At 64.0% G+C, this 23,557-nt stretch carries 21 protein-coding genes; 9 read left to right on the top strand and 12 right to left on the bottom strand.

The features are described 5' to 3' along the window. Positions 1 to 61 precede the first annotated feature (61 nt). The 3 genes from AC1D1N_RS22080 to AC1D1N_RS22070 form a co-directional block, all read right to left on the bottom strand. On the bottom strand, positions 62 to 1,432 hold the full coding sequence (locus AC1D1N_RS22080) for a glutamine synthetase family protein (protein ID WP_477351025.1): 1,371 nt from the start codon (positions 1,430 to 1,432) through the stop codon (positions 62 to 64). Positions 1,433 to 1,519: 87 nt separating this feature from the next. Next, the gene (locus tag AC1D1N_RS22075) at positions 1,520 to 3,082 is read right to left on the bottom strand and encodes an amino acid permease (protein ID WP_477351024.1); all 1,563 of its coding nucleotides are present in this window, start codon (positions 3,080 to 3,082) and stop codon (positions 1,520 to 1,522) included. A 21-nt stretch (positions 3,083 to 3,103) separates the two neighbouring features. Continuing rightward, a complete protein-coding gene (locus tag AC1D1N_RS22070) occupies positions 3,104 to 3,922 on the bottom strand; it encodes an N-formylglutamate amidohydrolase (RefSeq protein ID WP_477351022.1) in 819 nt (272 codons plus the stop codon). A 144-nt stretch (positions 3,923 to 4,066) separates the two neighbouring features. Here AC1D1N_RS22070 and AC1D1N_RS22065 point away from each other — a divergent pair, with 144 nt between their 5' ends. From AC1D1N_RS22065 to AC1D1N_RS22055, 3 genes are all read left to right on the top strand, one after another. Then, complete coding sequence (locus tag AC1D1N_RS22065) at positions 4,067 to 4,891, top strand: MurR/RpiR family transcriptional regulator (protein WP_477351020.1); 825 nt, start codon at positions 4,067 to 4,069, stop codon at positions 4,889 to 4,891. Positions 4,892 to 5,059: 168 nt separating this feature from the next. Beyond that, the gene (locus AC1D1N_RS22060; RefSeq protein WP_477351018.1) at positions 5,060 to 6,223 is read left to right on the top strand and encodes an efflux RND transporter periplasmic adaptor subunit; all 1,164 of its coding nucleotides are present in this window, start codon (positions 5,060 to 5,062) and stop codon (positions 6,221 to 6,223) included. Beyond that, positions 6,220 to 9,351, top strand: a complete 3,132-nt coding sequence (locus AC1D1N_RS22055) for an efflux RND transporter permease subunit (protein WP_477351016.1) — start codon at positions 6,220 to 6,222, stop codon at positions 9,349 to 9,351. Before AC1D1N_RS22060 ends, AC1D1N_RS22055 begins: the two co-directional genes overlap by 4 nt. Before the next feature lie 139 nt (positions 9,352 to 9,490). Here AC1D1N_RS22055 and AC1D1N_RS22050 read toward each other — a convergent pair whose 3' ends face one another. Genes AC1D1N_RS22050 through AC1D1N_RS22035 form a run of 4 tightly spaced genes read right to left on the bottom strand, consistent with a single transcriptional unit; the run spans position 9,491 to position 13,391 of the window. Continuing rightward, on the bottom strand, positions 9,491 to 10,528 hold the full coding sequence (locus AC1D1N_RS22050; RefSeq protein ID WP_477351014.1) for a zinc-binding dehydrogenase: 1,038 nt from the start codon (positions 10,526 to 10,528) through the stop codon (positions 9,491 to 9,493). Between the two features lie 11 nt (positions 10,529 to 10,539). Continuing rightward, positions 10,540 to 11,508 (bottom strand): NADPH:quinone oxidoreductase family protein, encoded by a 969-nt coding sequence (locus tag AC1D1N_RS22045; RefSeq protein ID WP_477351012.1) that lies wholly within the window; start codon positions 11,506 to 11,508, stop codon positions 10,540 to 10,542. Between the two features lie 3 nt (positions 11,509 to 11,511). After that, the gene (locus AC1D1N_RS22040; protein WP_477351010.1) at positions 11,512 to 12,753 is read right to left on the bottom strand and encodes an acyl-CoA dehydrogenase family protein; all 1,242 of its coding nucleotides are present in this window, start codon (positions 12,751 to 12,753) and stop codon (positions 11,512 to 11,514) included. Continuing rightward, positions 12,753 to 13,391 carry a TetR family transcriptional regulator gene (locus AC1D1N_RS22035; protein ID WP_436261287.1) on the bottom strand — a complete coding sequence of 213 codons (639 nt, stop codon included), beginning with the start codon at positions 13,389 to 13,391 and terminating at the stop codon, positions 12,753 to 12,755. Before AC1D1N_RS22035 ends, AC1D1N_RS22040 begins: the two co-directional genes overlap by 1 nt. A 137-nt stretch (positions 13,392 to 13,528) precedes the next feature. Between AC1D1N_RS22035 and AC1D1N_RS22030 the strand changes: the two genes are divergently transcribed. The 6 genes from AC1D1N_RS22030 to AC1D1N_RS22005 all read left to right on the top strand — a co-directional run bounded on the left by AC1D1N_RS22030 (position 13,529) and on the right by AC1D1N_RS22005 (position 17,906). Next, entirely contained in the window at positions 13,529 to 14,344 is an 816-nt protein-coding gene (locus AC1D1N_RS22030; protein WP_112559226.1) for an SDR family oxidoreductase, read from the top strand. 17 nt (positions 14,345 to 14,361) lie between these two features. Next, entirely contained in the window at positions 14,362 to 14,856 is a 495-nt protein-coding gene (locus tag AC1D1N_RS22025) for a MaoC family dehydratase (RefSeq protein WP_352556010.1), read from the top strand. After that, a complete protein-coding gene (locus AC1D1N_RS22020) occupies positions 14,853 to 15,887 on the top strand; it encodes a phosphotransferase family protein (protein WP_477351007.1) in 1,035 nt (344 codons plus the stop codon). The genes AC1D1N_RS22025 and AC1D1N_RS22020 overlap by 4 nt, the downstream gene beginning before the upstream one ends. A gap of 29 nt (positions 15,888 to 15,916) precedes the next feature. Continuing rightward, positions 15,917 to 16,693, top strand: coding sequence for an SDR family NAD(P)-dependent oxidoreductase (locus AC1D1N_RS22015; RefSeq protein WP_477351005.1), 777 nt, complete (start codon positions 15,917 to 15,919; stop codon positions 16,691 to 16,693). A gap of 140 nt (positions 16,694 to 16,833) precedes the next feature. Then, entirely contained in the window at positions 16,834 to 17,478 is a 645-nt protein-coding gene (locus AC1D1N_RS22010; protein WP_477351003.1) for a TetR/AcrR family transcriptional regulator, read from the top strand. A 194-nt stretch (positions 17,479 to 17,672) separates the two neighbouring features. Next, positions 17,673 to 17,906, top strand: a complete 234-nt coding sequence (locus AC1D1N_RS22005) for a DUF680 domain-containing protein (protein WP_477351001.1) — start codon at positions 17,673 to 17,675, stop codon at positions 17,904 to 17,906. A gap of 124 nt (positions 17,907 to 18,030) precedes the next feature. Here AC1D1N_RS22005 and AC1D1N_RS22000 read toward each other — a convergent pair whose 3' ends face one another. From AC1D1N_RS22000 to AC1D1N_RS21980, 5 genes are all read right to left on the bottom strand, one after another. Continuing rightward, positions 18,031 to 18,258: a hypothetical protein gene (locus AC1D1N_RS22000; RefSeq protein ID WP_112559222.1), complete on the bottom strand. Its 228-nt coding sequence runs from the start codon at positions 18,256 to 18,258 to the stop codon at positions 18,031 to 18,033. Between the two features lie 76 nt (positions 18,259 to 18,334). Continuing rightward, positions 18,335 to 18,907 (bottom strand): sarcosine oxidase subunit gamma, encoded by a 573-nt coding sequence (locus AC1D1N_RS21995; RefSeq protein ID WP_477350998.1) that lies wholly within the window; start codon positions 18,905 to 18,907, stop codon positions 18,335 to 18,337. Further along, a complete protein-coding gene (locus tag AC1D1N_RS21990) occupies positions 18,900 to 21,893 on the bottom strand; it encodes a sarcosine oxidase subunit alpha (RefSeq protein WP_436261296.1) in 2,994 nt (997 codons plus the stop codon). The genes AC1D1N_RS21995 and AC1D1N_RS21990 overlap by 8 nt, the downstream gene beginning before the upstream one ends. After that, complete coding sequence (locus tag AC1D1N_RS21985; RefSeq protein ID WP_112559219.1) at positions 21,890 to 22,186, bottom strand: sarcosine oxidase subunit delta; 297 nt, start codon at positions 22,184 to 22,186, stop codon at positions 21,890 to 21,892. The genes AC1D1N_RS21990 and AC1D1N_RS21985 overlap by 4 nt, the downstream gene beginning before the upstream one ends. Before the next feature lie 63 nt (positions 22,187 to 22,249). Further along, on the bottom strand, positions 22,250 to 23,503 hold the full coding sequence (locus AC1D1N_RS21980) for a sarcosine oxidase subunit beta (RefSeq protein ID WP_112559217.1): 1,254 nt from the start codon (positions 23,501 to 23,503) through the stop codon (positions 22,250 to 22,252). Positions 23,504 to 23,557 lie beyond the last annotated feature (54 nt).

Raw genomic sequence — 23,557 nt, 5'->3', positions numbered from 1 at the left:
CCCCGTTCTTCACGGGGAGAGGGTAAGGGTGAGGGGCAGCGCCGACGTTTCGCCGGCTACCCTAGTACCGCTCGAACCCCCTGTGCAGTTCCCAATCCGTAATCCGGCGGTCGTATTCGAACTGCTCCCACTTCGCGGTGTGGACGTAATGTTCGAGCACGTCGTCGCCGAGCGCCTGCTTCAGCATCTTCGACTTGGCCAGCGTCTCGGTGGCGTCCCGAAGCGTCTTCGGAATCTCGGGCAGGCGCGAGGCCTGATAGGCATCGCCGACGAACGGCTTTTGCAGTTCGAGCTTCTCATCGATGCCGGCGAGGCCGGCGGCGATCAGCGCCGCAAAGGCGAGATAGGGGTTCAGGTCGGCGCCGCCGATGCGGCATTCCATGCGGATGCCCTTGGTGCCCTCACCGCACAGGCGGAAGCCGGCCGTGCGGTTGTCCTCGCTCCACATGATCTTGGTCGGCGCGAAGGTGCCGGCCTGGAAGCGCTTGTAGGAGTTGATGTAGGGCGCCAGGAACCAGGTGAACTCCTTGGCGTATTTCAGCTGACCGGCCGCCCATTGCTGGCCGAGCGTCGACAAAGTCCAGTCCGCCTTTTTGTCGAAGAACAGCGGCGTCTTGCCGTCGGCGCTCCACAGCGAATTGTGGATGTGGCTGGAATTGCCGGCGAGCCCGTAATTGTACTTCGACATGAAGGAAATCGACTTGCCTTCGGACTCGGCGATTTCCTTGGCGCCGTTCTTCAGGATGACGTGGCGGTCGGCCATGTCGAGCGCCTCGGCATAGCGCACATTGATCTCTTCCTGGCCCGGACCCCATTCGCCCTTCGAATTCTCGATCGGGATACCGGCCGCTTCCATCTCGTTGCGAAGCCGGCGCATGACGCCTTCTTCCTTGGTGGTGATACCGATCTGGTAGTCGCCAATATAGGGCGAAGCGGTGTCGAGACCCTGCCAGTGCTTCTTGCGGGCGGAATCGTAGGTCTCGTTGAACAGGTAGAATTCGAGCTCGGAGGCGAAGTAGCCGATATAGCCACGCTCTGTCAGCCGCTTGACCTGCTTCTTCAGGATGGCGCGCGGCGAATGCGGCAGGTCGTCATGGGTGTGGTGGTCGAGCACGTCGCAGATCACGAGTGCTGTCTTTTCCAGCCACGGAAGGCGCCGCAGCGTCGCCAGATCCGGCTTCATGACGAAGTCGCCATAGCCCTTCGACCAGCTTGCCGCCTTGTAGCCCGGCACCGGCTCCATATCGATGTCGGCGGCGAGCAGATAGTTGCAGCCATGTGTCTCGTCATGGGCGGAATCGACGAAGTACTGTGCCAGGAAACGCTTTCCCGCGAGCCTGCCCTGCATGTCGACGATACAGGCCAGCACCGTGTCGATCTCGCCATTGGAGACCGCTTTCTTCAACTGATCGAACGAAAAAATTCCGGCCATTCCTTTGGCACTCCAGCGCTGGTCGATTGAGAGGGGTAAACGAAACCATGGCCGGCAGAACGCCGGCCATGGTCATGATAGGGAGTGTCAGTGGCCGGCCTCGCCTATCGCCACCTCGGCAGCCGCGATTGCTGCCTGGCGCTTGGCTATCTGATCGCCGATCGGCGGGCCCTGGAAGCGGCGGTTCTCGAAACCAAACCAAAGCACGGCGGTCAGCACAACGAAGGCCAAGGTGATGTAGAGCACCTTGTCGTTCGGCGGCTGGATGGCGATGTAGAAAATGATCACCATGCCGATAACCGACAGGATGCAAAACAGCTTGAACAGCCCGGCGCCGAGATTCCACGGGCCTGGGTTAGGCCATTTCGCCGTCCCGAAAGCCAGCATGCCGAGCACGATCGGAATGATGAACGATAGGAACAGGAACACCAGCGTCGAGTTAACGACGATGGTGTAGATGTTGGTGCCGCCGATCGAAATGAACTGGGCAAGAAAGACATAGATGATCTCGAGGGCCGCAGCCATCCAGATCGCATGGACGGGCGTGCGCCAGGTCGGGCTGACCTTCGCCAGCGAGGCCGAGCCGACCGGCATGCCGCCGTCGCGAGAGAAGGCAAACAGCATGCGCGAGGCCGAAGTCACCGTGGCGAGACCGCACAGGAACTGGGCTATCAGGATTCCCAGATAGAGCAGTTCCTTCAGCCATACCGGCAGGATCGCGTCCATGGTTGCGAAGAACACGGTCCAGCCCTGCTTGGCGCCTGCCGCCAGATCCGGGATCGCCAGAACGATGGCGCACAGCATCACCCAGCCGATTAGCGAGGACCAGACCACGGACGAGACGATCGCTCGCGGAACGGAGTGCGCCGCCTTCAGCGTCTCTTCCGACGTGTGGGCCGACGCATCATATCCGGTGATGGTGTAGACCGGCAGAAGCAGGCACAGCAGGAAGAGGTAGCTCATGGAATCGGTCTGCGGGAACACACCACCACCTGCGTCACCCGAATAGTTGGTGAAGGTCCACAGCCGCGTGATGTCGATCGCCGGAGCAAACACCAGGCAAGCCACGATCAGTACCGCTGTCGTTCCGAGGATGATGAATCCGGAAGCGTCCGTCAGCATGGCGGTAAGCTTGATGCCGAAATGGTTGCACAGCGCCTGCAGCACGGTGATGAAGGCGACGAACCCTACGATCTCGCCCGGGGTGCCGGTGATGCCGAACCAGCTGCCGAACGTTCCGACAAAGAAGAAAGCAGTGCCGATATTGATCGCGCCGAGCACGGTGATCAGGCCGAGCAGGTTGAGCCAGGCGGTGAGCCAGCCGGTGAATCGGTTCCCCAGAATGGACGCCCAATGATAGAGACCGCCGGCGGTCGGAAAAGCCGAAGCGATCTGCGCCATGGCGAGCGCGAAAAATCCGGAGACGGCACAGCCGACGATCCATCCGATGCCGGCGCCGGCGCCGCCGATCGACGACGTGGCCTGGGCGAAGGAATTGATACCACCCGAGAGGATGCAGATAATCGAGAACGAGATGGCAAAATTCGAGAAGCGACTCATGCTTCGCGACAATTCTTGGGCGTAGCCCATTCCGTGGAGGACCTTCAGATCCTCCTTCTTGTCGACTTCCGTGTAGTCTTGCGCTGACATTTTTGTCCCCTTTTTAAGTTCTTAGCTGGCCGATTGAACTGACTTTCCCATTGCACGTTGTCGAGAGCCCCTGGCCGCCTCGGGCTCCAGATCCAGAAAAATGCCTGTGAGCAGATCCGCCCATTTCCGCTGCCCGGCTTCGCCGGAGATTTCATCATTGCGGATTTCGATCATCGCGCAAGGCAGGCCGCGCGAGCGCGCATGGCGTTCCAGTGTGAAATAGACCCGGTCGGCCGGCGAATAGGGCTCGTTGACGCCGACGGTGACGCCGGCAAGTCGCTTAAGCGCGGCGATCAGCGGCGAAGCCAGCCGGCGGTCGTCATCGTGGATGATCCCGATGTGCCAGGGCCGGTTCTTGCCCTTGTAGACTGGGGTGAAGGAATGCACCGACACCAGCCGCGTTTCCTGGCCGCGTGACAACCTTTTGTCGATGATATTTGCCACCGCGCCATGGAATGGTCGCCACGACAAAGCGATGCGCTCGGCGCGCTGCGTATCCGACAGGCCGGCATTGCCTGGAATGATCGTCGTCTCGCTGACCGGCGGCACCAGGTCGGGCGCATCGAGCGGACGGTTGCAGTCGATCACTAAACGCGAGATGCGTGTCTCGATGAGCGTCGCATCGAGCGCGGCTGCCATGCGGCGGGCCACAGGCAACGCGCCCGGGTCCCAGGCGATGTGGCGGGAAAGATCTTCGGCGGGCAGGCCCAGCGTGCCGAATTCAGCCGGCAGGAAATTGGAAGCGTGGTCGCAGGTCAGCATGAAAGGGCTGGACCCGCCGGGATTCGTCACCCCTACGGTATCAGACGATGCAAGGCTGGCGGGCCGCGCTCTCTCCATACTGCCGTCCCCTGGGTGCGCTGTATCTTATGTTACGTATTTTGCCTCATTGCGTCCCTGTGGATGATTTCATACAGTTTATCCGGCTTTGTCAAACGCGATTTCGGGGAAGCGGTGTAGACATGGCCAAGGGTGGGGAAAGCCATGATTTCCAGCATTGCCGAACTGATCTCGGACCGCATCGGCACGATGCCGGCCGGCGAGCGCCGCGCCGCGCAGACGTTGATCGCCAACTACCCGCTGATCGGCCTGAAGACGGTCGCCGAGTTCTCAACTGCCGCCGGCGTATCGTCGCCGACGATCCTGCGCTTTGTCTCCAGGCTGGGGTTCCAGAACTATCCCGAATTCCAGTCGGCGCTGCAGGACGAGCTGGCGGCGCAATTGCAGTCGCCCGCATCGCGCACGCTCAACCCGGCGTCCCCAAGCGGTGCGATATCGCCGATGCTGGAAGCGACGCTGGACAACATGCGCGAGACCTTCCGGCATCTCTCCGACAGGCAGCTTGCCGATATCGCCGCCAGGCTTGCCGAGCGACGCGGCAAGACCTTCCTGATCGGCGGCCGCTTCACCGATCCGCTGGCGCGCTACATGGCCGCCCACCTCGCCATCATCCAGCCCGATGTCTACCACCTTGCCGGCCAGGAAAGCATCTGGCGCGACCGGCTGATCGACATGGGCAAGCGCGACGTGCTGGTGATCTTCGACATAAGGCGTTACCAGGACAGCCTGGTGCGCTTTGCCGAGACGGCGCACCAGCGCGGCGTGCAGATCGTTCTGTTCACGGACCAGTGGCTGTCGCCGATCGCCCGCTTCGCCCGCCATGTCATCGCCGGACGCACCGCCGTGCCTTCGGCCTGGGATTCCTCGGCGGCATTGTTCGTCGTCGCCGAGACGCTGATCGGCGCCGTCACCCGGCAGCTCGAGGCCGACAGCGCCAGGCGCATCCGCGACCTGGAAAGCCTGCGCTGACAGCCTCAATCCCGGCCTCAGGCGCGCAACGTTACGCAGATTTAATGTGCATGGCCGCGGCAGAATTGCCATAAAGCCATGATATTGCCGTGGCTTCGCACATACCGGGTGCGTCGCTGCGCGTTTTTTGCTTGGGGAAACCGGTCGATTTTGCCTACCGGAGTGCCGATGGCCGCCTGGAAACAGATCGTTTTTGCGCTTGTGATCCTGGTCGCGGCTGTCCTCGCCTGGGCGCGCTTCTTCCCAGGCGCGCCGGAGGTTCTGGCACGCTGGGGCATCGACTGGGCCTATGCCTCGGCACCCGCCACGACCGGCGCGGTCGACACGACGAAACAGGCAGGCGGCCGCAACGCCGCCGGCCGGCCGGCAAATGTCGTTGTCTTGCCGGCGGGCACCGCAACCATCAACGATCGCTTGCAGGCGATCGGCACCGGCCGCGCCAACGCTTCGGTGACAGTCAACCCTTACAGCTCAGGCCGTCTCGTTGAATTTCTGGTCCAGTCCGGCACCCGCGTCGACAAGGGGCAGATCATCGCCGTCCTCGATTCCGAAACCGAGGTGATCGCGCAGGATCGTGCCAAACTCGTCGTACAGGACTCGCAGAACAAGCTCGACAGGGTGATATCGTTGCGGGCTTCCAACGCCGCGACACCGGTCGCCGTCGCCGATGCCGAAGTGGTGCTGGCGGTCGCCAAACTGGTACTTCGCGATGCTGAACTCGCCTTGCAGCGCCGCTCGATCGTAGCGCCCATCGCCGGCACGGTCGGCATCCTGCCGATATCGGCCGGCAATTACGTGACAAGCCAGTCGGCGATCGCCACGCTCGACGACCGCTCTTCCATCCTGGTCGAGTTCCTGGTGCCCGAGCGCTTTGCGGCCGCCGTCAAGGTCGGCGCGCAGCTGTCGGCGACGCCGATCGCCAATCCGAGCAAAGCCTATACCGGCACGGTGTCGGCCATCGACAACCATATCGACGAAAAAAGCCGCACCCTTCTGGTCAAGGCGGCGATCGCCAACCCGGCGGATTCGCTGCGCGCCGGCATGTCGTTCGGCATCACCATGCGCTTCCCGGGCGACACCTATCCGGCGGTCAGCCCGCTGGCGATCCTATGGGGCTCCGACGGCGCCTATGTCTGGCAGGTCGAGGATGGCAAGGCCAAGCGCGTTCCCGTGCGCATCATCCAGCGCAACACTGAGACCGTGCTGATCGATGCCGAGATCGAGGATGGCGACATGGTGGTCACCGAAGGCACCCAGAGCGTCAGCGAAGGCGGCGAGGTCCGCATAGCTGGCCAGGCCCAGCGCGCCGCCAATGCCGCCGAAGGCTCATGACCGCAACCGCCAACGCCGCCAGCGAAACCGGCTTCACCGCGCTCTTCATCCGCAGGCCGGTGATGGCCTTCGTGCTCAACACGCTGATCGCGGTGGCCGGCCTTGCCGCCTTCTACGGCGTCGAGGTCCGCGAACTGCCCGATGTCGACCGCGCCGTCGTCACCGTGTCGACGGCGTTCGAAGGTGCTGCCGCCGAAACGGTCGACCGTGAGCTGACCGACACGATCGAGGGCGCGGTCGCGCGTGTCTCCGGCGTCAAGTCGATCTCGTCGACCTCTTCCTTCGGCCAGAGCCGCGTCACCATCGAGTTCAATGACGGCGTCGATCTGAACGTCGCCGCCTCCGATGTGCGCGACGCCGTCGGCCGTGTCGCCAACCAGATGCCGGACACCGCCGATCCGCCGCGCATCGTCAAGGCCGACGCCAACTCCGATCCGGTGATGCGGCTGGCCGTCACCTCCGATAGCATGTCGGTGCAGGACATGACGGTGATCGTCCAGGACCAGATCGAGGACGAGCTGGCCGCCGTTCCGGGCGTCGCCGACGTCCAGGTCTATGGCGATCGCGACAAGATCTTCCGCATCGATGTCGACCAGAACAAGCTGGCGAGCCTAGGCTTCACCGTCGCCGATTTGAGGGCGGCACTTGGCTCTGTGGCCTTCGATTCGCCGGCCGGTTCGATCACCACCACCAACCAGGACTTGATCGTTCGCACCACAGCCGATGTGACGACGCCGGAAGGGTTCGAAAACATCATCATCGGCGGCACGACGCGCATCCGCGACGTCGCCACCGTCACGCTCGGCCCCGACATCGGCCAGACCTCATTGCGCTCCGACGGCAAGACAGGCATCGGCCTTGGCATCATCCGCCAGGCGGAATCGAACACGCTCGATATTTCCACCGGCGTGAAGGCCGCCGTCGCCAAATTGCAGGAGAACCTGCCCAAGGGCATGTCGATCAAGATCACCAGCGACGACGCCGTCTTCGTCAACGGCGCCGTGCACGAGGTCGAGATCGCGCTCGGCCTGTCGATCTCGATGGTGCTGATCGTCATCTACATCTTCCTGCTCGACTGGCGCGCGACGCTGATCCCCGGTCTGTCGATGCCGGTCGCCATGATCGGCACCATCGCCGCGATCTATCTCGCCGGCTTCTCGATCAACATCCTGACCTTGCTGGCGCTGGTGCTGGCGACGGGCCTCGTCGTTGACGACGCCATCGTCGTCTTGGAAAACATCGTGCGACGGCGCAACGAAGGCATGGGGCCGCGTGCGGCGGCAGTGCTCGGCGCCCAGGAAGTGTTTTTTGCCGTCATCGCCACGACATTGACGCTGGTCGCCGTCTTCGTGCCGATCTCCTTCCTGCCCGGACAGACCGGCGGCCTGTTCCGCGAATTCGGCTTCGTGCTCGCTATGTCGGTGCTGCTCTCCTGCGTGGTAGCGCTGACGCTGTGTCCGATGCTGGCGTCGCGCATGCTGACCGGTGCATCGCTCCACCACGAAGGCGGCCATGGCATTGGCGCGCGCATCGGCGGCGCGCTGAATTCAGCCTACAAGCGCGGCCTGCATGCCTGCCTCGGCGCACCCTGGATCGTGCTTCTGGTCGCGGTGCTGTTCGCCGCCACCGCCTTCACCTTGTTCGGCACCATCCGCCAGGAACTGACGCCGAGCGAGGACCGCGCCGTCGTGCTTTTGCGCATCAACGCGCCGCAAGGCGTCAGCCTCGATTACACCGCTCAGCAGATGCAGAAGATCGAGCGGCTGATCCAGCCGCTGCGCGATTCCGGCGAGATCGTCTCGACCTTCGAAAATGCCGGCCAGAACGGCGCCTACAACTCCGGCTTCATGGTGATGACACTGGCGCCGTGGGACGAGCGCGCGCGCAGCCAGCAGGAGATCATGGCCGAGATAACCCAGCTGACCCGGCAGGTGCCATCCGTGCGCATCTTCCCGGTGCAGGCCAACAGCCTCGGCATCAGAGGCGCCGGCAACGGCCTGCAATTCGCGCTGGTCGGCAATGACCGCAAGGCACTGGGCGACGCGGCGGTAAAGATCATCGCGCAGATGCAGGCAGACCCGCGCTTCCAGAGCCCGCGCCTTTCCGTCGACCCGACGCAGCCGCAACTGGCGGTGGCCATCGACCGCGAGCGCGCCTCCGATCTCGGCATCGACATCACCGGGCTTGCCAACACGCTGCAGGCGATGCTCGACGGCAATGATGTCGTCGACGTCTACATCGCCGACCGCAGCTATGGCGTGAAGCTGGTTTCGACCACCAACCCGATCAACGATCCGACCGATCTGGAAAACATCTTCCTGAAAACCGCCGACGGCCGCTTCGTGCCGATGTCGACCATCGCCACGCTGACCGAACGCGCCGTGCCGCCGTCGCTGACGCGGGAACAGCAGCAGCCTTCGGTGGCGATCACCTCCAATCTGAACGGCAATTTCGCACTCGGCGATGCGCTCGGTGTCGCCGAGCAGATCGCCACACCGCTGCTGCCGCCGGGCAGCCGCATCCTGCCACTGGCGGAAGCCGCGACGCTCGGCGAAACCAACAGCGCCATGGTCACCATTTTCGGCTTCGCGCTGGTCATCATCCTGCTGGTGCTTGCCGCCCAGTTCGAAAGCTTTGTCAGCGCCGTCATCATCATGGCGACGGTGCCGCTCGGCCTCGCCTGCGCGATCTTTGCGTTGCTTCTGTCAGGCACCAGCCTCAACGCCTACAGCCAGATCGGCCTGGTGCTTTTGGTCGGCGTCATGGCCAAGAACGGCATCCTCATCGTCGAATTCGCCAACCAGTTGCGCGACCGTGGGCTGGGTGTGCGCGAGGCGATCGAGCAGGCTTCGATCATCCGCCTGCGTCCGGTGATGATGACGATGATCTGCACCATCCTCGGCGGCGTGCCGCTGGTGCTGGCCACCGGCGCCGGTGCCGAGGCACGCATCGCGCTTGGCTGGGTGATCGTCGGCGGGCTGGGCCTCGCCACGGTCTCAACGCTGTTCCTGACCCCGGTCGCCTACCTCCTGCTCGGCCGCTTCGTCACGCCGAAGACGCATGAGGAAGCCAGGCTGAAGCGCGAGCTTGAAGAAGCTGCGTATACCAATGTGGAGCCAGCGGAATGATCAGCGCTCCTCTCCCCGTCACTATACGGGGAGAGGATGCCGGCAGGCAGGTGAGGGGCAACACCAGCTTCTCATAGGTTAGCGCCGCCCTCATCCGCCCTTCGGGCACCTTCTCCCCGTGAGCGGGGAGAAGGAAAGATCACGGCTTCAAAAACACCTTCCCGTTCGGCTTGGCCAGTTCCACTGGCACCTTCGCCATCGCCTCATCCAGCGGCAGCACCGCCGTCACGTCGGTCGACCAGCGCCCGTCGGAAAAGCGCTTCTGCGCTTCCATGATGGCAGGGCCGCGTCTGTCGCGGAACTGGCGCATCCATTCGACCAGCCAGAAGCCCTCGATGTGCTTGTGCTGGAAGATCATCTGGCCGGGCTCGCGGATGATGGTGGTGTCGGGATCGAGGCGGCCATAGATGATCCAGCGCGCGCGCTTCGGCATGGCGTCGAAGATGACTGAGGCCAGCGGCCCGGTCACTGCGTCGAGGAAGATGCGCGGCTGTTCGGTCTTGATCACCTCGCGCAGCGCGGCCTTGAAATCGGGCGCCTTCTCGTTGAGCACATGCGCGGCACCGATCTCCTTCAAGAGCGGGATCTGCTCTTCGCGGCGCACGGTGACGATCGGCCGGCATCCTTCCTCCTTGGCAAGGCCGGCGATCAGCTTGCACAGCTGACTGGCGCCGGCGGTCATGATGAAGGCCTTTTCGCCGGCCTCCTTGACGATGTCGAACATGGCGATCGCGGTCAGCGGATTGACGATCAATGCCGCACCGTCCTCGTCACGGACGGTGTCGAGCAGCGGGATGCAGACAACGGCTTCCGCGACCGCGTATTCGGCCCAGGAGCCCCAATTGGTGACGCCGGTGGCGAAGGCGACGCGCTTTCCGGCCAGGCTCTTGGGATAAGGCTCGTCGCCGCAGGCAACGACAGTACCGACGCCCTCGAAACCGGCCGGCTGGCCCTTGGCGCGTGGCTGGCCGTACTGGCCTTTGATGAACATGACATCGGACGGATTGATCGAGGCGAGGCCGACCTTGATCAGCACCTGGCTCGGTCCGGGCGTCGGCACGCCGATGCTGCCCGGCTGGAGATAAGGCTCCATCGCCTCCAGCACGGTGCCAGTCGGCGTCCTGGTATAGCCGTCGCCGGTCAGCAGCAGCGCTTTCATGTCGGAGGGGATGGCCATGGCGGGGCTCCTTACGGTTTGAGGATGAGCTTGCCGGATGCGCCGCGGCCCAGCACGCGTGTCAGCACAGCGGCGGCGTCGGCCAGCGGATACGTACCTTCGATCACCGGCCGGACCTTGCCGGCGAGATACCAGCCGACAAGCTCCTTCATATTGTCGGCGTAGACACGCGGCTCCTTGGTCGTGAACGCGCCCCAGAACACGCCGACGACCGAAAAGCCCTTGACCAGCGCCAGGTTGACGGGGAATTGCGGGATGGCGCCCGAGGCAAAGCCGATGACCAGCAGGCGGCCGTTCCACGCCATCGAGCGGGCGAGCACGTCGAAGGTATCGCCGCCGACCGGATCGAAGCCGACATCGACACCTTTGCCGCCGGTGACCTCTTTCAGCGCTTCTTTCAGATTGTCGTAGCCGAGCGCAATGTCGGCGCCGGCTTCAGCGGCAATGCGGCGCTTTTCCTCCGACGAGGCGACGCCGATGACGCGCGCGCCAAGCGCCTTGCCGATCTGGATGGCGGCAATGCCGGTGGCGCCGGCGGCACCCAGCACGCACAGCGTCTCGCCTTCGCTGAGCTCCCCGCGTTGCTTCAGCGCATAGTGCGACGTGCCGTAGCCGGCCAGCAGTGCGCAGGCATCAGTGGCGGGCATATCAGGCGGCAGCGGCATGACGAAGGGTTCGGCAGCACCCACCCGTTCGGCATAGCTGCCATGGGTCGAAAGCGCGGCAACGCGGTCGCCGATCTTGACCGACTTCACCCCCGGCCCGACCGCTACCACCCGTCCCGCAACCTCCATGCCGGGCACGAAAGGCAGCGGCGGCTTCATCTGGTAAAGGCCTTGGACAAGCAAGCCGTCGGGGTAGTTGACGCCGATCGCCTCGGCCTCGATGACGACGGTGTTGTCCTTGGCCTCCGGTTCCGGCCAGTCGCCATAGACGAGCTGGTCGAGCGGCGCGAATTCGCGGGCGATGATAGCTTTCATGCCTCACACCTTTTCCTGCGTGTATTTCCTGAGCTCGGTGCGCGCCACTTGCCGGCGGTGCACCGCGTCCGGCCCGTCGGCGAGGCGCAGCGTCCGCAGATGCGTCCACGAGCGCGCCAGCGGCGTGTCCTGACTGATGCCTTGCGCGCCGAACATCTGCACGGCTTCGTCGGTGACCTTGAGCGCGACGCGCGGTGCTACGACCTTGATCTGGCTGATCCAGGGCGCCGCGGCGCGCGCATCGCCCTGGTCGATCATCCACGCCGCTTTAAGGCAGAGCAGCCGCGCCATCTCGATCTCCATGCGGCATTCGGCGATGATGTCGAAATTGGCGCCGAGCTTCGCCAAGGGTTGGCCGAAGGCCTCGCGCCGCACCGAGCGCTGGCACAGCATCTCCAGCGCCATCTCGGCCTGGCCGATGGCGCGCATGCAATGGTGGATGCGGCCGGGCCCGAGCCTGCCTTGCGCGATCTCGAAGCCCCTGCCCTCGCCGAGGATCAGGTTCGATGCCGGCACCCGCACATTGTCGAAGCGAAGGTGCATGTGGCCATGCGGCGCGTCGTCGTCGCCATAGACCTGCATCGGCCGAAGCTTGGTCACGCCCTTGGTGTCGGACGGCACCAGGATCATCGAATGGCGGCGGTGCTGCGGCTCGGCCTCGCCGCCGGTACGCACCATGACGACATAGATGGCGCAGCGCGGATCGCCTGCGCCCGACGCCCACCATTTCTCCCCGTTGAGCACATAGTCGTCGCCTTGCCGTTCGCAGCGCATGGCGATGTTGGTGGCGTCGGAGGAGGCGACATCCGGTTCGGTCATCAGATAGGCCGAGCGGATCTTGCCCTTGAGCAGCGGCCCAAGCCATGCCTTCTTGTGGTCGTCGGAGCCATAGCGCTCCAGCACCTCCATGTTACCGGTATCGGGCGCCGAACAGTTGAAGGTTTCAGCTCCCAGATGCGCCTTACCCATCTCCTCGGCCAGATAGGCGTACTCGACGGTCGAGAGCCCATAGCCGCGCTCGGAGCCGGTGAGCCAGAAATTCCACAGGCCGCGCTCCTTGGCCGTCTTTTTCAGCCCTTCGAGAATCTCGGTCTGCCGCGCTGTGTAGACCCAGCGGTCGCCACCCTTGCCGACCTCGCTCAGAAACTCGTGGTCGAGCGGCATGATCTCGCCGCGCACCATGGCGGCGACGCGGGCGTGGATCGGCTTCAGCCGCTCGGTTATGCCGAGATTCATGTCGCTCATTATCTGTTCTCCTCAGCCGCACCCAGGCCGCGCGCCGCGAACGCGACGACCTCGCCGACAATTGCCTCGATATCCCCGTCCGTCTCTGTCGGGCGCGGCGTGTACCAGAACAGCGGCGAGTTCAGCGTCAGGAACATCAACTGCTCGGCAATGCCGATCGTGTCGAAGCGCATGTCGCCCTCGTCGCGCGCGGCGGCGATCGCCTCGCGAAAGATGCGGCCGTAAGCGTCGCGCGACTGCATCAACCGGGTGAACTCCTCGCGCTGTTCAGGAGTGGTCGCCCCGCGCAGGTAAAGCTCGACACCTTCCCAGACGACACGCTGGAACGGCTTGGTGCGGATCATCTGGCCGCAATGGATGGCAGCCATCTTGCGCCATCGTCCAATCGCCGGGCCGGGCTGCGCGCGCACCGGCTCGATCGCCGCAAAATTCATGTCCATGCCGGCGCGGAACACATCGGCGAACAGATCGGCCTTGGACGGATAGTGATGGTAGATGCGGCCCTTGGTCGAGCCTAGGCTGCGCGCGACGTCGTCGATGGAACTCGCGGCATAGCCGCGCTGCATGAAACAGATGGCGGCGGCGCGCAAGATATCGGCGCGCGGGCGATCGAGCAGTGGAGCTTCGACGCTGAGCATCGGTTTCGCCTTTCGCCTGCTTCCGCAGCGATGCTGCATTCAAGGCCTTTACGTCTGGGCAAAAGATCAACATACTACCGGGTATGTTGTCAATGCGGCAACCGCCCAACGAGGCGAAGTTTCCGCGGGGAGGATCGATGAGCTATCTCGACGAGCTGTTCTCAGTTGCCGGCAAGACGGCACTGGTGACCGGAGCCGCGACCGGCATCGGCCGCATGGTTGCGACCGCCCTGGTCCAGGCCGGCGCCACCGTGATGATCGCTTCGCGCAAGGGCGAGGATTGCATCAAGGTCGCGGCCGAGTTGAACGGGCTCGGTGCCTCCGGCCGCGCCGAAGGCTTCGCCGGTGACGTCTCCACCGAGGCCGGCATTGCCGCGCTGGTCGCCGAGGTCAAGGCGCGCACCGACAAGCTGCACATCCTCGTCAACAATGCCGGCATATCCTGGGGCGCCTCGCTCGAGGATTTTCCCTACCACGGCTGGGCCAAGGTGTTCGCCGTCAACGTCACCGCTGTCTTCCACCTGACGCGCGAATTGCTGCCGCTGCTCGACGCCGCAGCCAGCGACGCCGACCCAGCCCGCGTCATCAACCTTGGCTCGGTGATGGGCACGCAGCCGCTGGCCGACGATGCGTACTCATACACCGCCTCCAAGGGCGCCGTTCACCATCTGACCCGCACGCTGGCAATCGAGCTTGCGGCGCGGCGCATCACCGTCAACGCCTTCGCTCCTGGCCCCTTCCAGAGCCGCATGACCGCCTTTGCCACCGGCACCGAGGAAAAGGCCAGACATGTCGGCAGCCATGTCCCCATCGGCCGTATCGGCGTGGCGGATGACATTGGCGGCGCAACGCTCTATTTGTGCAGCCGTGCCGGCTCCTATGTCACCGGCGCCATCCTGCCGATCGACGGCGGGCAGTCGGTGCAGCATGGGCTGACACTGTTCAAGGAATGAGCCGCGGTCGGCGGCAAATGGAGGACGTCGCAGTGGAACCGATCAGTCTCGACGTGCTTTTGGCCAGCGTCGGCAAGGAAGTCGGCGTTTCACCCTGGCGCGTGGTCACGCAGACCATGATCGACCAGTTCGCTGACGCCACCGACGACCACCAGTTCATCCATTGCGACCCAGAGCGGGCAAAGCGCGAGACGCCGTTCGGCGGCACCATCGCTCATGGTTTTCTGTCGCTGTCGCTGCTCTCGGCGATGACCTTCGAGACCATGCCGCCGCTGGAAAAGGGCAAGATGGGCGTCAATCACGGCTTCGATTCGCTGCGCTTCCTGGCGCCGGTGAAGACCGGTTCGCGCATCCGCACCCGTTTCGTGCTGGCTGACGTCAAGGTCCGGCCATCCGGCTGGGTGCAGACGGCGCATGACGTGACCATCGAGATCGAGGGCTCGAAGAAGCCGGCGCTGACCGCGCGCTGGCTGACGCTGACGCTGATCGAGCGTGAGCCGGAGACCGCATGAGCGGCGACGCCAACGCAATCGACCAGGCAGCACTTGCCCCTTACCTCGAAGCGCACATTCTGGGTTTTGCCGGGCTTCATTCCATCGAGAAATTCAAATCCGGCCAGTCGAACCCGACCTATCTGCTGACTGCGGCCAGCGGCCGCTATGTGCTGCGCACCAAGCCGCCGGGCCAACTGCTGAAATCGGCGCATCAGGTCGACCGCGAATTCACCGTGATGAAGGCGCTTGCCGGAACCGCGGTGCCGGTGCCCCGAATGCTGCATCTATCGGCGGAAGACTCGCCGATCCGCCGCATGTTCTACGTCATGGACTTCCTCGACGGCCGCATCTTCTGGGATCCGGCCGTGCCGGAAGCCGCCGGCAACGATGGGCGTGCCGCGCTCTACGACGCGATGAACGCCACGCTTGCTGCGTTACACGATGTCGATGTCGAAGCCGTCGGGCTCGGCGATTTCGGCCGGCCGGGCAATTACTTCGAACGCCAGTTGACCCGCTGGACCAGCCAATATCGCGCCTCGGAGACCGACACCGTCGACGACATGGACCGGCTGATCGCCTGGCTGGAGACGCATATGCCGGCCGACGACGGCCGTGTCTCGTTGGTGCATGGCGACTACCGGCTGGACAACATGATCTTTGCAGCCGGCGAGCCAAAGGTGCTGGCGGTGCTCGACTGGGAACTGTCGACACTCGGCCACCCCTTCGCCGACCTCGCCTACCAGTGCATGCAATGGCGCCTGCCGCATGCCTCGGGCTTTCGCGGCCTTGGAAGTATTGACCGCGCCGCCCTGGGCCTGCCCTCCGAGGAAGCCTATGTCGCCGCCTATTGCCGACGGCGAGGGCTGGCAGGCATCGACAATTGGAGCTTCTTCCTCGCTTTCTCCTTCTTCCGTTTGGCGGCCATCTGCCAGGGCGTCTACAAGCGCGCGCTCGACGGCAACGCCTCCAATCCCGAAAAGGCAAAGACTTATGGCGAGGCAGTGAAGCTGCTGTCGCATCTTGCCGCCAAGCTGATCGACCGAACCTGAATCGACAATGAGACACAGTGGGAGACGCAATGGGCCGTTTTGACGGAGCGACCGTGCTGATCACCGGGGCCGCAGGCGGCCTCGGCCGCGGTGCGGCCAAGGGCTTTGCCGCTGAAGGCGCCCGCCTGGTGCTTTCCGACATCGACGACAAGGGGCTGGCCGATCTTGCCGGCTCGCTGCGGGCCGAGACTGCCATCCTTGCCGGCAACATAGCGGACGAAAAACTGTCCGAGGACCTGGTGAAACTGGCGGCGGACAAATTCGGCCGGCTGGATGTCGCCATCAACAATGCCGGCATCGTCCAGAGTTTCGTGCGCCTGCCGCAAGTCGCCTCCGACGAGGCGCGCCGCGTGCTGGAGATCGACCTGCTGGGCGTCTTCTACGCCATGAAGCACCAGATCCCGCAGATGGAGCGGCAGTTCAAATCGGACGGGAAAGGCGGCGCCATCGTCAACATCGCCTCGGTTGCCGGGCTGGTCGGCGCGCCGAAACTGTCGGTCTATGCCGCCGCCAAGCATGGCGTCGTCGGGCTGACCAAGTCGGCAGCCGCCGAATACGCCACCAAGGGCATACGCATCAACGCCGTCTGCCCGGCGCACACCCGCACCGCCATGGTCGACAGCTTCGTGCGCATCTCCGGCGCGCCGGAAGCCGAAGCGCTGGCCGAATTGACGCGCGGCGTGCCGATGAAACGAGTTGCCGAAGTCGACGAGGTCGTGACCGCCATCCTGTTTGCCGCTGACCCCGCCAATTCCTTCATGACCGGCCACACGCTGGCCGTGGATGGCGGTGTCGGCGCGATTTGACAACCCCAGATTTGGTAACCCCAGATTTGGTAACCCCAGATTTGGTAACCATTGCCGCAGGGGAACCTACCGCGCCCTTGTCCGTTTTCGTACAGCGTATATAATTTAGCCAACACCCCACGACATGAAGGCAGACTCACGTGCCGCTGAGCGTCCAGAAACGCCGCGAGAAACAAAAGGCCGAACTGCGTTCCGAGCTGCTCGACGCAGCCCACAAGCTTGTCAAGGAAGAGGGCTATGAAGGCCTGACGATCCGCAAGCTGGCCAACCGGGTCGGCTATGCCCCGATGTCGGTCTATTCCTACTTCGCCGACAAGCAGGACATCCTGTTTGCGCTGGCCGAGGATGCGTTCGAAACACTTGCCCGCAACATCGAGGCACATCCCTCCGACGACCCGATCGAGGCGCTGAAGGCGGTGATGACCGAGTATGCCGCCTTCGGGCTAGGCAACCCCAACGAATACCGTACCGTCTTCATGACCGAAAAGACCAAGCTGCCGGAGGGCAGAAGCTATGAGGACATGGAAGAGGGCAACCCGGCGATGAAAGCGCTGATCTCAAGGGTCGAGGCCTGCGTTGCCGCTGGCAAATTGCACGGCGATGCGCGCGCCATCGCCACCATGCTGTGGGCGGTCGGCCACGGCACCATCTCGTTGCTCATTACCTTTCCGTTTTACCCCTTTGGCGATCCGCAGGCTTTCGTTAACCGGATGTGCGATTCCACCCTTGCCTCGCTCACCACGCTGGACGTGCCACCGCTGACCAAGACCCCGGTCAACTGCTGAGCACCTGGGTATCCCCCGCCCCTTCAATTGAACGTCCGGCCTGACAGCTTCGGCTCTGTCAGTCAGCCGCGATTTTCGGCGTACAAGAAAATTGTCGTACATGTACATTTTCTGACTTGAAAGCCCGTTTCTGCGGACGTATATGTACACTCAATCGTACATGTACGAAAACAATTTAACCGTTGGAGACTGAGATGAACAAGACCCTTCTCGCCCTCGCCACCGTGCTGGCGCTCTCCGGCTCGGCTTTCGCTGCCGGCGACAACCATTCGGCCAAGCAGGCCCCGGCTGCCACCTGCGTCGACACCACGACCCATGCCAAGCTCGATTGCAGCGTGACCGGCTCGGTCGAAAAGTCCGACGTCAAGGCCAAGGGCCCGCGCCTCGGCATCGAGATCAACCCGTGGATCGTGCCGAGCACGTTCTGAGTTGATTAAGCTCGACCACCAGTCAGCACAACGGCTAAGGGCGGCAGGATAATCCCGGCCGCCCGTTTTTCCTCGGCGCAGGCCGGGGGTTTTCCTTAACTCAAGCCTGGGCGCAGCGGAGAGATTATTTCTTGCGCGGTTTGCGTCCCGGCACCGTCTTGGCCTTGCCGGGTCTTGCCGGCGCGCCGGAGATGGAGGTCGCGGTGATTGACACCGGATCGCTGGCCGGGAACGTGTCCTCGAGACCTTCCTCGAGTTCCTCTTCGGCACTCACCTCGTGGTGCTGTTCACGTTCGAGCGAGCGGACCGCGGCGGTTTTCCTGGCTGACTTCGGCGCGGATTTCGACGGCATCGGCATTCTCCCTCGACATCGCAAGCAGAACGACCGCGCGTGTCAGACGTTCCCGGAGCAATCCAAAAGGATTGCTCTACGCCGCCGCGTCGCTTGCTGCTTCCGACAGGAAAGTAAAGACATAGTCGGAGAAGGAACGCCAGCACTCGACCCGGAAGGCGTCGGCTGCCGTGCGCAGCAGCAGAATTTCGCATTTGCCCAGAATGGTGCGCGAGGCCGCCCCCACAGGGAAAGCTTCCAACGACAGATCCTGCGGACAGCCGGCATTGATCGCGGCCGCAGCTGCCGGCCCGGTGACTTCGAAGGCGACGTTGCGGTGTGAAATACCGACGGCCGAATGCAGCGCGGATACCTTGGCGCAGTCGGCGAGCAGGTCCTTGCCGGCCTCGTCGATCAGAAACCATTCGTCCGGTCCGAGCCACAGCGCCGTGCGGCCGGCCTTCGAAGCCGACGTCTTCGGGCTTTTCGGCAAGGTCAGCCCGAGCGCCTTCGACAGTGCAGCAATGGAAGCCTCCGGCGCGCGCAGCGACATGCGCCCCGCCGGCGGCAGCACCTCAACCTTCACGTTCTTCGCCGATACACTGCGCTCGGCCTGTGCCGGACGGCGCTCAGCCGAAGATGCACTGGTTTTCGCAGCAGCCTTAGCCATTGAGGCGCCCTCCCGTCTCGTCGAAGAACACCATGCCGGTAACCTCCACTTCGATCACCCCGTTCGGCATCGGCACGTAAAGCGTCTCGCCCATCCGGTCGCGCCCGCCGGCGACCAGCGCCAGCGCGATCGAGCGGCCGCAATTTTGCGACCAGTAGCTCGAGGTGACGTGGCCGATCATCTTCATCGGGATCGCCTGTTTGGGATCGGCGACGATCTGCGCGCCTTCCTCCAGCACCACCTTCGGGTCCTTGGTTTTCAGGCCGACCAGTTGCTTGCGGCCCTTGGCGACGAGGTCGGGCCGCGTCAGGCCTCTGATACCAACGAAGTCGGTCTTCTTCTTGCCGACCGCCCAGTCGAGCCCGGCATCGTTCGGCGTCACCGTGCCGTCTGTGTCCTGGCCAACGATGATGTAGCCCTTTTCGGCGCGCAGCACGTGCATGGCCTCGGTGCCATAGGCGGCCGCACCATGCTTCTGGCCTTCGGCCCACAGCGCTTCCCAGACGGCCTGGCCATAATCCGCCGGCACGTTGACTTCGAAGCCGCGCTCACCGGTGAACGACATGCGGAACAGCCTGGTCGGCACGCCGCAGATCTTGCCCTCGCGCACCGACATATGTGGCAGCGCCTCATCGGACATGTCGATGCCTTCGACCAGCGGCGCGATGATGTCGCGCGACTTCGGCCCTTGCACGGCGATGACCGCCCACTGCTCGGTGATCGAGGTCAGCCAGACATTCAGATGCGGGAATTCGGTCTGGAGATAATCCTCCATATGGTTCATGACGCGCGGCGCACCGCCCGTCGTCGTCGTGACATGGAAACGGTCCGGCGCCAGTCGGCCGACGACGCCGTCATCATAGATGAAGCCGTCCTCGCGCAGCATGATGCCATAGCGGCAGCGGCCGGGTTCCAGCCTTTCCCACGGATTGGTGTAGAGAAGCTCCATGAACTTGGCCGCATCCGGCCCAACGACTTCGATCTTGCCCAGCGTCGAGGCGTCAAACAGGCCGGCACTGGTGCGAACCGCAACGCATTCGCGGTCGACCGCCGCATGCATGTCCTCGCCGCCCCTAGGGAAATACCAGGCGCGCTTCCACGGGCCGACATCCTCGAACACCGCGCCTTGCGCTTCGGCCCAAGGATGGATCGCGGTCTTGCGCGTCGGGTCGAACAGCGGCCCGCGCGCATGGCTGACGATCGCGCCGAAGGTCACCGGCGTGTACGGCGCGCGGAAGGTGGTCAGGCCGACCTCCGGGATCGGCTTGCCCAACGTCTCGGCGGCAATCGCCAGGCCGTGCATGTTGGAGGTCTTGCCCTGGTCGGTCGCCATGCCGTTGGTGGTGAAGCGCTTGACGTGCTCGATCGAGCGCATGCCTTCATGCACCGCCTGGCGGATGTCCTTGGCGGTAACGTCGTTCTGGAAATCGACGAAGGCCTTGACCGTCTTGTCCGGCCCGGCGCCGGGCGCAGCCCCCAGCATGCCGCGCGACCAGCTTTCCGACGCATCGACCTTTGGCTTCGTACCCTTCGCGGTTTTCGCACCAGCGTCCTTCGCCGCCTTGGCGCCGGCCGCATAGGCCTCGTCGATGCTTGCCGACAGCCCGTCCGTGCCGTTGCAGGCGCCGACCGAGATGCAATCCTGCGCATAAATTCCGGGCACGAAACGCTTGGTTTCGTCGTTGAAAGCGACCTTGCCGCGCGATTGCGAGAAGAGATGCACCGATGGCGTCCAGCCGGCCGACATCAGGATGGCATCGACCGGAATGGTCCGCTCGCCGCCGCCATTCTTCGGCTGCACGGTCATCGACGTCACGCGCAATTTGCCGCCGGCGCGGATCACCGCACGGCCGAAATTGACCTCGATGCCGAGCGCCCTCGCCTCGTCGATGACCGGCCCGGTCGGATGGTCACGTAAATCGACGATCGCCGCGATGTTGACGCCGGCCTTCTTCAGGTCGATCGCCGCCGCATAAGCCGAGTCATTGGCGGTGTAGACGCCGACATTTTTGCCGACCGCCACGCCATAATGGTTGAGATAGATGCGCGCAGCCGAGGCCAGCATGATGCCGGGCCGGTCATTGTCGGCAAACACCATGTGGCGTTCGATGGAGCCGGTCGCCAGCACCACGCGCTTGGCGCGGACCTGCCACAGCCGCTCGCGCGGCAGATCGTGGCCAGGGCTTTGCAGATGGTCGCTGACGCGCTCGACCAGGCCGACGAAATTCTGCGCGTAGTAGCCGAACGCCGTGGTGCGGGAGAGCACACGGACATTGTCCATGCCCTTGAGCTTCGCGATCGCCGCTTGCGCCCAGCCATAGCCGTCCTGGCCATCGATCTTCGCGCCGGTCTCGAAGCGCAGGCTGCCGCCGAAATCCGCTTGCTCGTCGGCGAGGATGACACGGGCGCCGGTTTCAGCCGCAGCCAGAGCGGCCGTGATGCCGGCGGCACCGCCGCCGAGCACCAGCACATCGCAATGCGCATAGCGCGACGAATAATGATCGGGATCGGGCTTGTCAGGAGAAACGCCGAGGCCGGCCGCGGCGCGGATCTTCGGCTCATACAGGCTCTTCCAGGCCGCCTTCGGCCACATGAAGGTCTTGTAGTAGAAACCGGCCGAAAACAACGGCGACGCAATGTCGTTGACCGCGCCGATGTCGAAGGCAAGCGAGGGCCAGCGATTCTGCGATTGGGCAACGAGCCCGTCATAGAGCTCCTGCACGGTTGCGCGGATGTTCGGCGCCTTGCGCGCCGCATCGCGCTCGACCTGAACCAGCGCATTGGGCTCTTCCGCGCCAGCCGACAGGAAGCCACGGGGACGGTGATATTTGAACGAGCGGCCGACGAGATGGACGCCATTGGCCAGCAGCGCCGAGGCCAGCGTGTCGCCCTCTATGCCGGTATAGGACTGGCCGTCAAAGGAGAAGCGCGCGGTCTTGGCCTGGCTAAGACGGCCGGCGCTCGGAATGCGGAACGCGCCGCTCATTTCACAGCTCCCGGAAGCTTGGACGGCTTCGGCTCGCCGGCTTTGTAAGTCATGACGAACTTGTCGGTGACGGTGTCGCGCACTGCGTTGAAGAAACGCGCGCAGCCATGGATGTGGCGCCAGCGCTCATAGATGATGCCCTTGGGGTTCGAGCGGATGAAGAAGAACTTTTCGAAGTCGTCGTCGCTCTCGCCCGCCATGTTGGCCGAGCGCGCAATATGCGCCTCGCCGGCGTTGCGGAACTCGAGCTCCGGGCGCTCTTCCTCGCAATAGGGGCAGCGGATGAGAAGCATCTGTTTGGTCCTAAAATTCGCCGTGGCCGATGGCCGGTTGGTCGCAGAGCCTCATGGCAGCCATCAGTGCGCCACCGCCGCCGCCGCTGCCTCGTCGATGAGGCGGCCGGTGCGGAAGCGCTCGATGGTGAAGGGCGCGTTGATCGGGTGCGGATCGTCCTTGGCAATGGTGTGGGCAAAGACATGGCCCGAGCCAGGTGTCGCCTTGAAGCCGCCCGTGCCCCAGCCGCAATTGACGTAGAGGCCGGGCACCGGGGTCTTGGCCAGGATCGGTGAGCGGTCGGGCGTGACGTCGACAATGCCGCCCCACGAGCGCAGCATCTTCATGCGGGTGAAGATCGGGAACATCTCGCAGATGGCGTCCAGCGTATGCTGCAATATGTGCAGGCCGCCGGTCTGCGAATAGGAGACATACTGGTCGGTGCCGGCGCCGATCACCAGCTCGCCCTTGTCGGACTGCGAGATGTAGGCGTGCACGGTGTTCGACATCACCACGCAGGGCACCACCGGCTTGACCGGCTCCGACACCAGCGCCTGCAGCGGATAGCTCTCCAGCGGCATGCGCACGCCGGCCATGTTCATGATCACGGAGGAATGGCCGGCGGCAACCACGCCGACCTTTTTCGCTCCGATGAAGCCGCGCGTGGTGTCGACACCCATGACCGCGCCATTGGCCGCGCGCTTGACCCCGGTGACCTCGCAGTTCTGGATGATGTGCACACCGCGTGCCGAGGCGCCGCGCGCATAACCCCAGGCGACCGCATCGTGGCGCGCCGTGCCGCCGCGGCGCTGCAGGGCTGCACCGACGACGGGATAGCGTGCCTGCTTGGAAATGTTGAGCGGCGGGCAGAATTCCTTCGCCTGTTCCGGCGTCAGCCATTCATTGTCTATGCCGTTGAGGCGATTGGCGTGGACATGGCGCTTCAGCACCTGGATGTCGTGCACATTGTGCGCCAACATCATGACGCCGCGCGCCGAATACATGACGTTGTAGTTGAGCTCCTGGCTGAGCCCATCCCACAGCTTCAGCGCATGATCGTAAATGCCCGCGCTCTCGTCATAGAGATAGTTGGAACGGATGATGGTGGTGTTGCGGCCGGTGTTGCCGCCGCCGAGCCAGCCCTTTTCCAGCACCGCGACATTGGTGATGCCGTGCACGGTGGCGAGATAGTAGGCGGTGGCAAGGCCATGGCCGCCGGCGCCGACGATGATGACGTCGTATTCCTTGTTCGGCTCCGGCGAGGACCATTGTTCCTCCCAGCCCTTATGGCCGCGCATGGCCTCGCGGGCGATGGCGAATACCGAATATTTTTTCAACGTTCCAGCCTCGCAAATGGCGGCAGGGCATTCACTCGGCCCCGGCGCGCGAGG

Source organism: Mesorhizobium sp. P2_B5 (genome assembly GCF_056404775.1).
The sequence above is the reverse complement of the archived record's forward strand: the minus strand, read 5'-3'. Positions and strand labels throughout refer to the sequence as shown.

Bases quoted from the DNA above. Each gene is read 5' to 3' on its own strand.
- AC1D1N_RS22080 (WP_477351025.1), bottom strand. From the start codon at position 1,432: ATGGCCGGAATTTTTTCGTTCGATCAGTTGAAGAAAGCGGTCTCCAAT.
- AC1D1N_RS22075 (WP_477351024.1), bottom strand. From the start codon at position 3,082: ATGTCAGCGCAAGACTACACGGAAGTCGACAAGAAGGAGGATCTGAAG.
- AC1D1N_RS22070 (WP_477351022.1), bottom strand. From the start codon at position 3,922: ATGGAGAGAGCGCGGCCCGCCAGCCTTGCATCGTCTGATACCGTAGGG.
- AC1D1N_RS22065 (WP_477351020.1), top strand. From the start codon at position 4,067: ATGATTTCCAGCATTGCCGAACTGATCTCGGACCGCATCGGCACGATG.
- AC1D1N_RS22060 (WP_477351018.1), top strand. From the start codon at position 5,060: ATGGCCGCCTGGAAACAGATCGTTTTTGCGCTTGTGATCCTGGTCGCG.
- AC1D1N_RS22055 (WP_477351016.1), top strand. From the start codon at position 6,220: ATGACCGCAACCGCCAACGCCGCCAGCGAAACCGGCTTCACCGCGCTC.
- AC1D1N_RS22050 (WP_477351014.1), bottom strand. From the start codon at position 10,528: ATGGCCATCCCCTCCGACATGAAAGCGCTGCTGCTGACCGGCGACGGC.
- AC1D1N_RS22045 (WP_477351012.1), bottom strand. From the start codon at position 11,508: ATGAAAGCTATCATCGCCCGCGAATTCGCGCCGCTCGACCAGCTCGTC.
- AC1D1N_RS22040 (WP_477351010.1), bottom strand. From the start codon at position 12,753: ATGAGCGACATGAATCTCGGCATAACCGAGCGGCTGAAGCCGATCCAC.
- AC1D1N_RS22035 (WP_436261287.1), bottom strand. From the start codon at position 13,391: ATGCTCAGCGTCGAAGCTCCACTGCTCGATCGCCCGCGCGCCGATATC.
- AC1D1N_RS22030 (WP_112559226.1), top strand. From the start codon at position 13,529: ATGAGCTATCTCGACGAGCTGTTCTCAGTTGCCGGCAAGACGGCACTG.
- AC1D1N_RS22025 (WP_352556010.1), top strand. From the start codon at position 14,362: ATGGAGGACGTCGCAGTGGAACCGATCAGTCTCGACGTGCTTTTGGCC.
- AC1D1N_RS22020 (WP_477351007.1), top strand. From the start codon at position 14,853: ATGAGCGGCGACGCCAACGCAATCGACCAGGCAGCACTTGCCCCTTAC.
- AC1D1N_RS22015 (WP_477351005.1), top strand. From the start codon at position 15,917: ATGGGCCGTTTTGACGGAGCGACCGTGCTGATCACCGGGGCCGCAGGC.
- AC1D1N_RS22005 (WP_477351001.1), top strand. From the start codon at position 17,673: ATGAACAAGACCCTTCTCGCCCTCGCCACCGTGCTGGCGCTCTCCGGC.
- AC1D1N_RS22000 (WP_112559222.1), bottom strand. From the start codon at position 18,258: ATGCCGTCGAAATCCGCGCCGAAGTCAGCCAGGAAAACCGCCGCGGTC.
- AC1D1N_RS21995 (WP_477350998.1), bottom strand. From the start codon at position 18,907: ATGGCTAAGGCTGCTGCGAAAACCAGTGCATCTTCGGCTGAGCGCCGT.
- AC1D1N_RS21990 (WP_436261296.1), bottom strand. From the start codon at position 21,893: ATGAGCGGCGCGTTCCGCATTCCGAGCGCCGGCCGTCTTAGCCAGGCC.
- AC1D1N_RS21985 (WP_112559219.1), bottom strand. From the start codon at position 22,186: ATGCTTCTCATCCGCTGCCCCTATTGCGAGGAAGAGCGCCCGGAGCTC.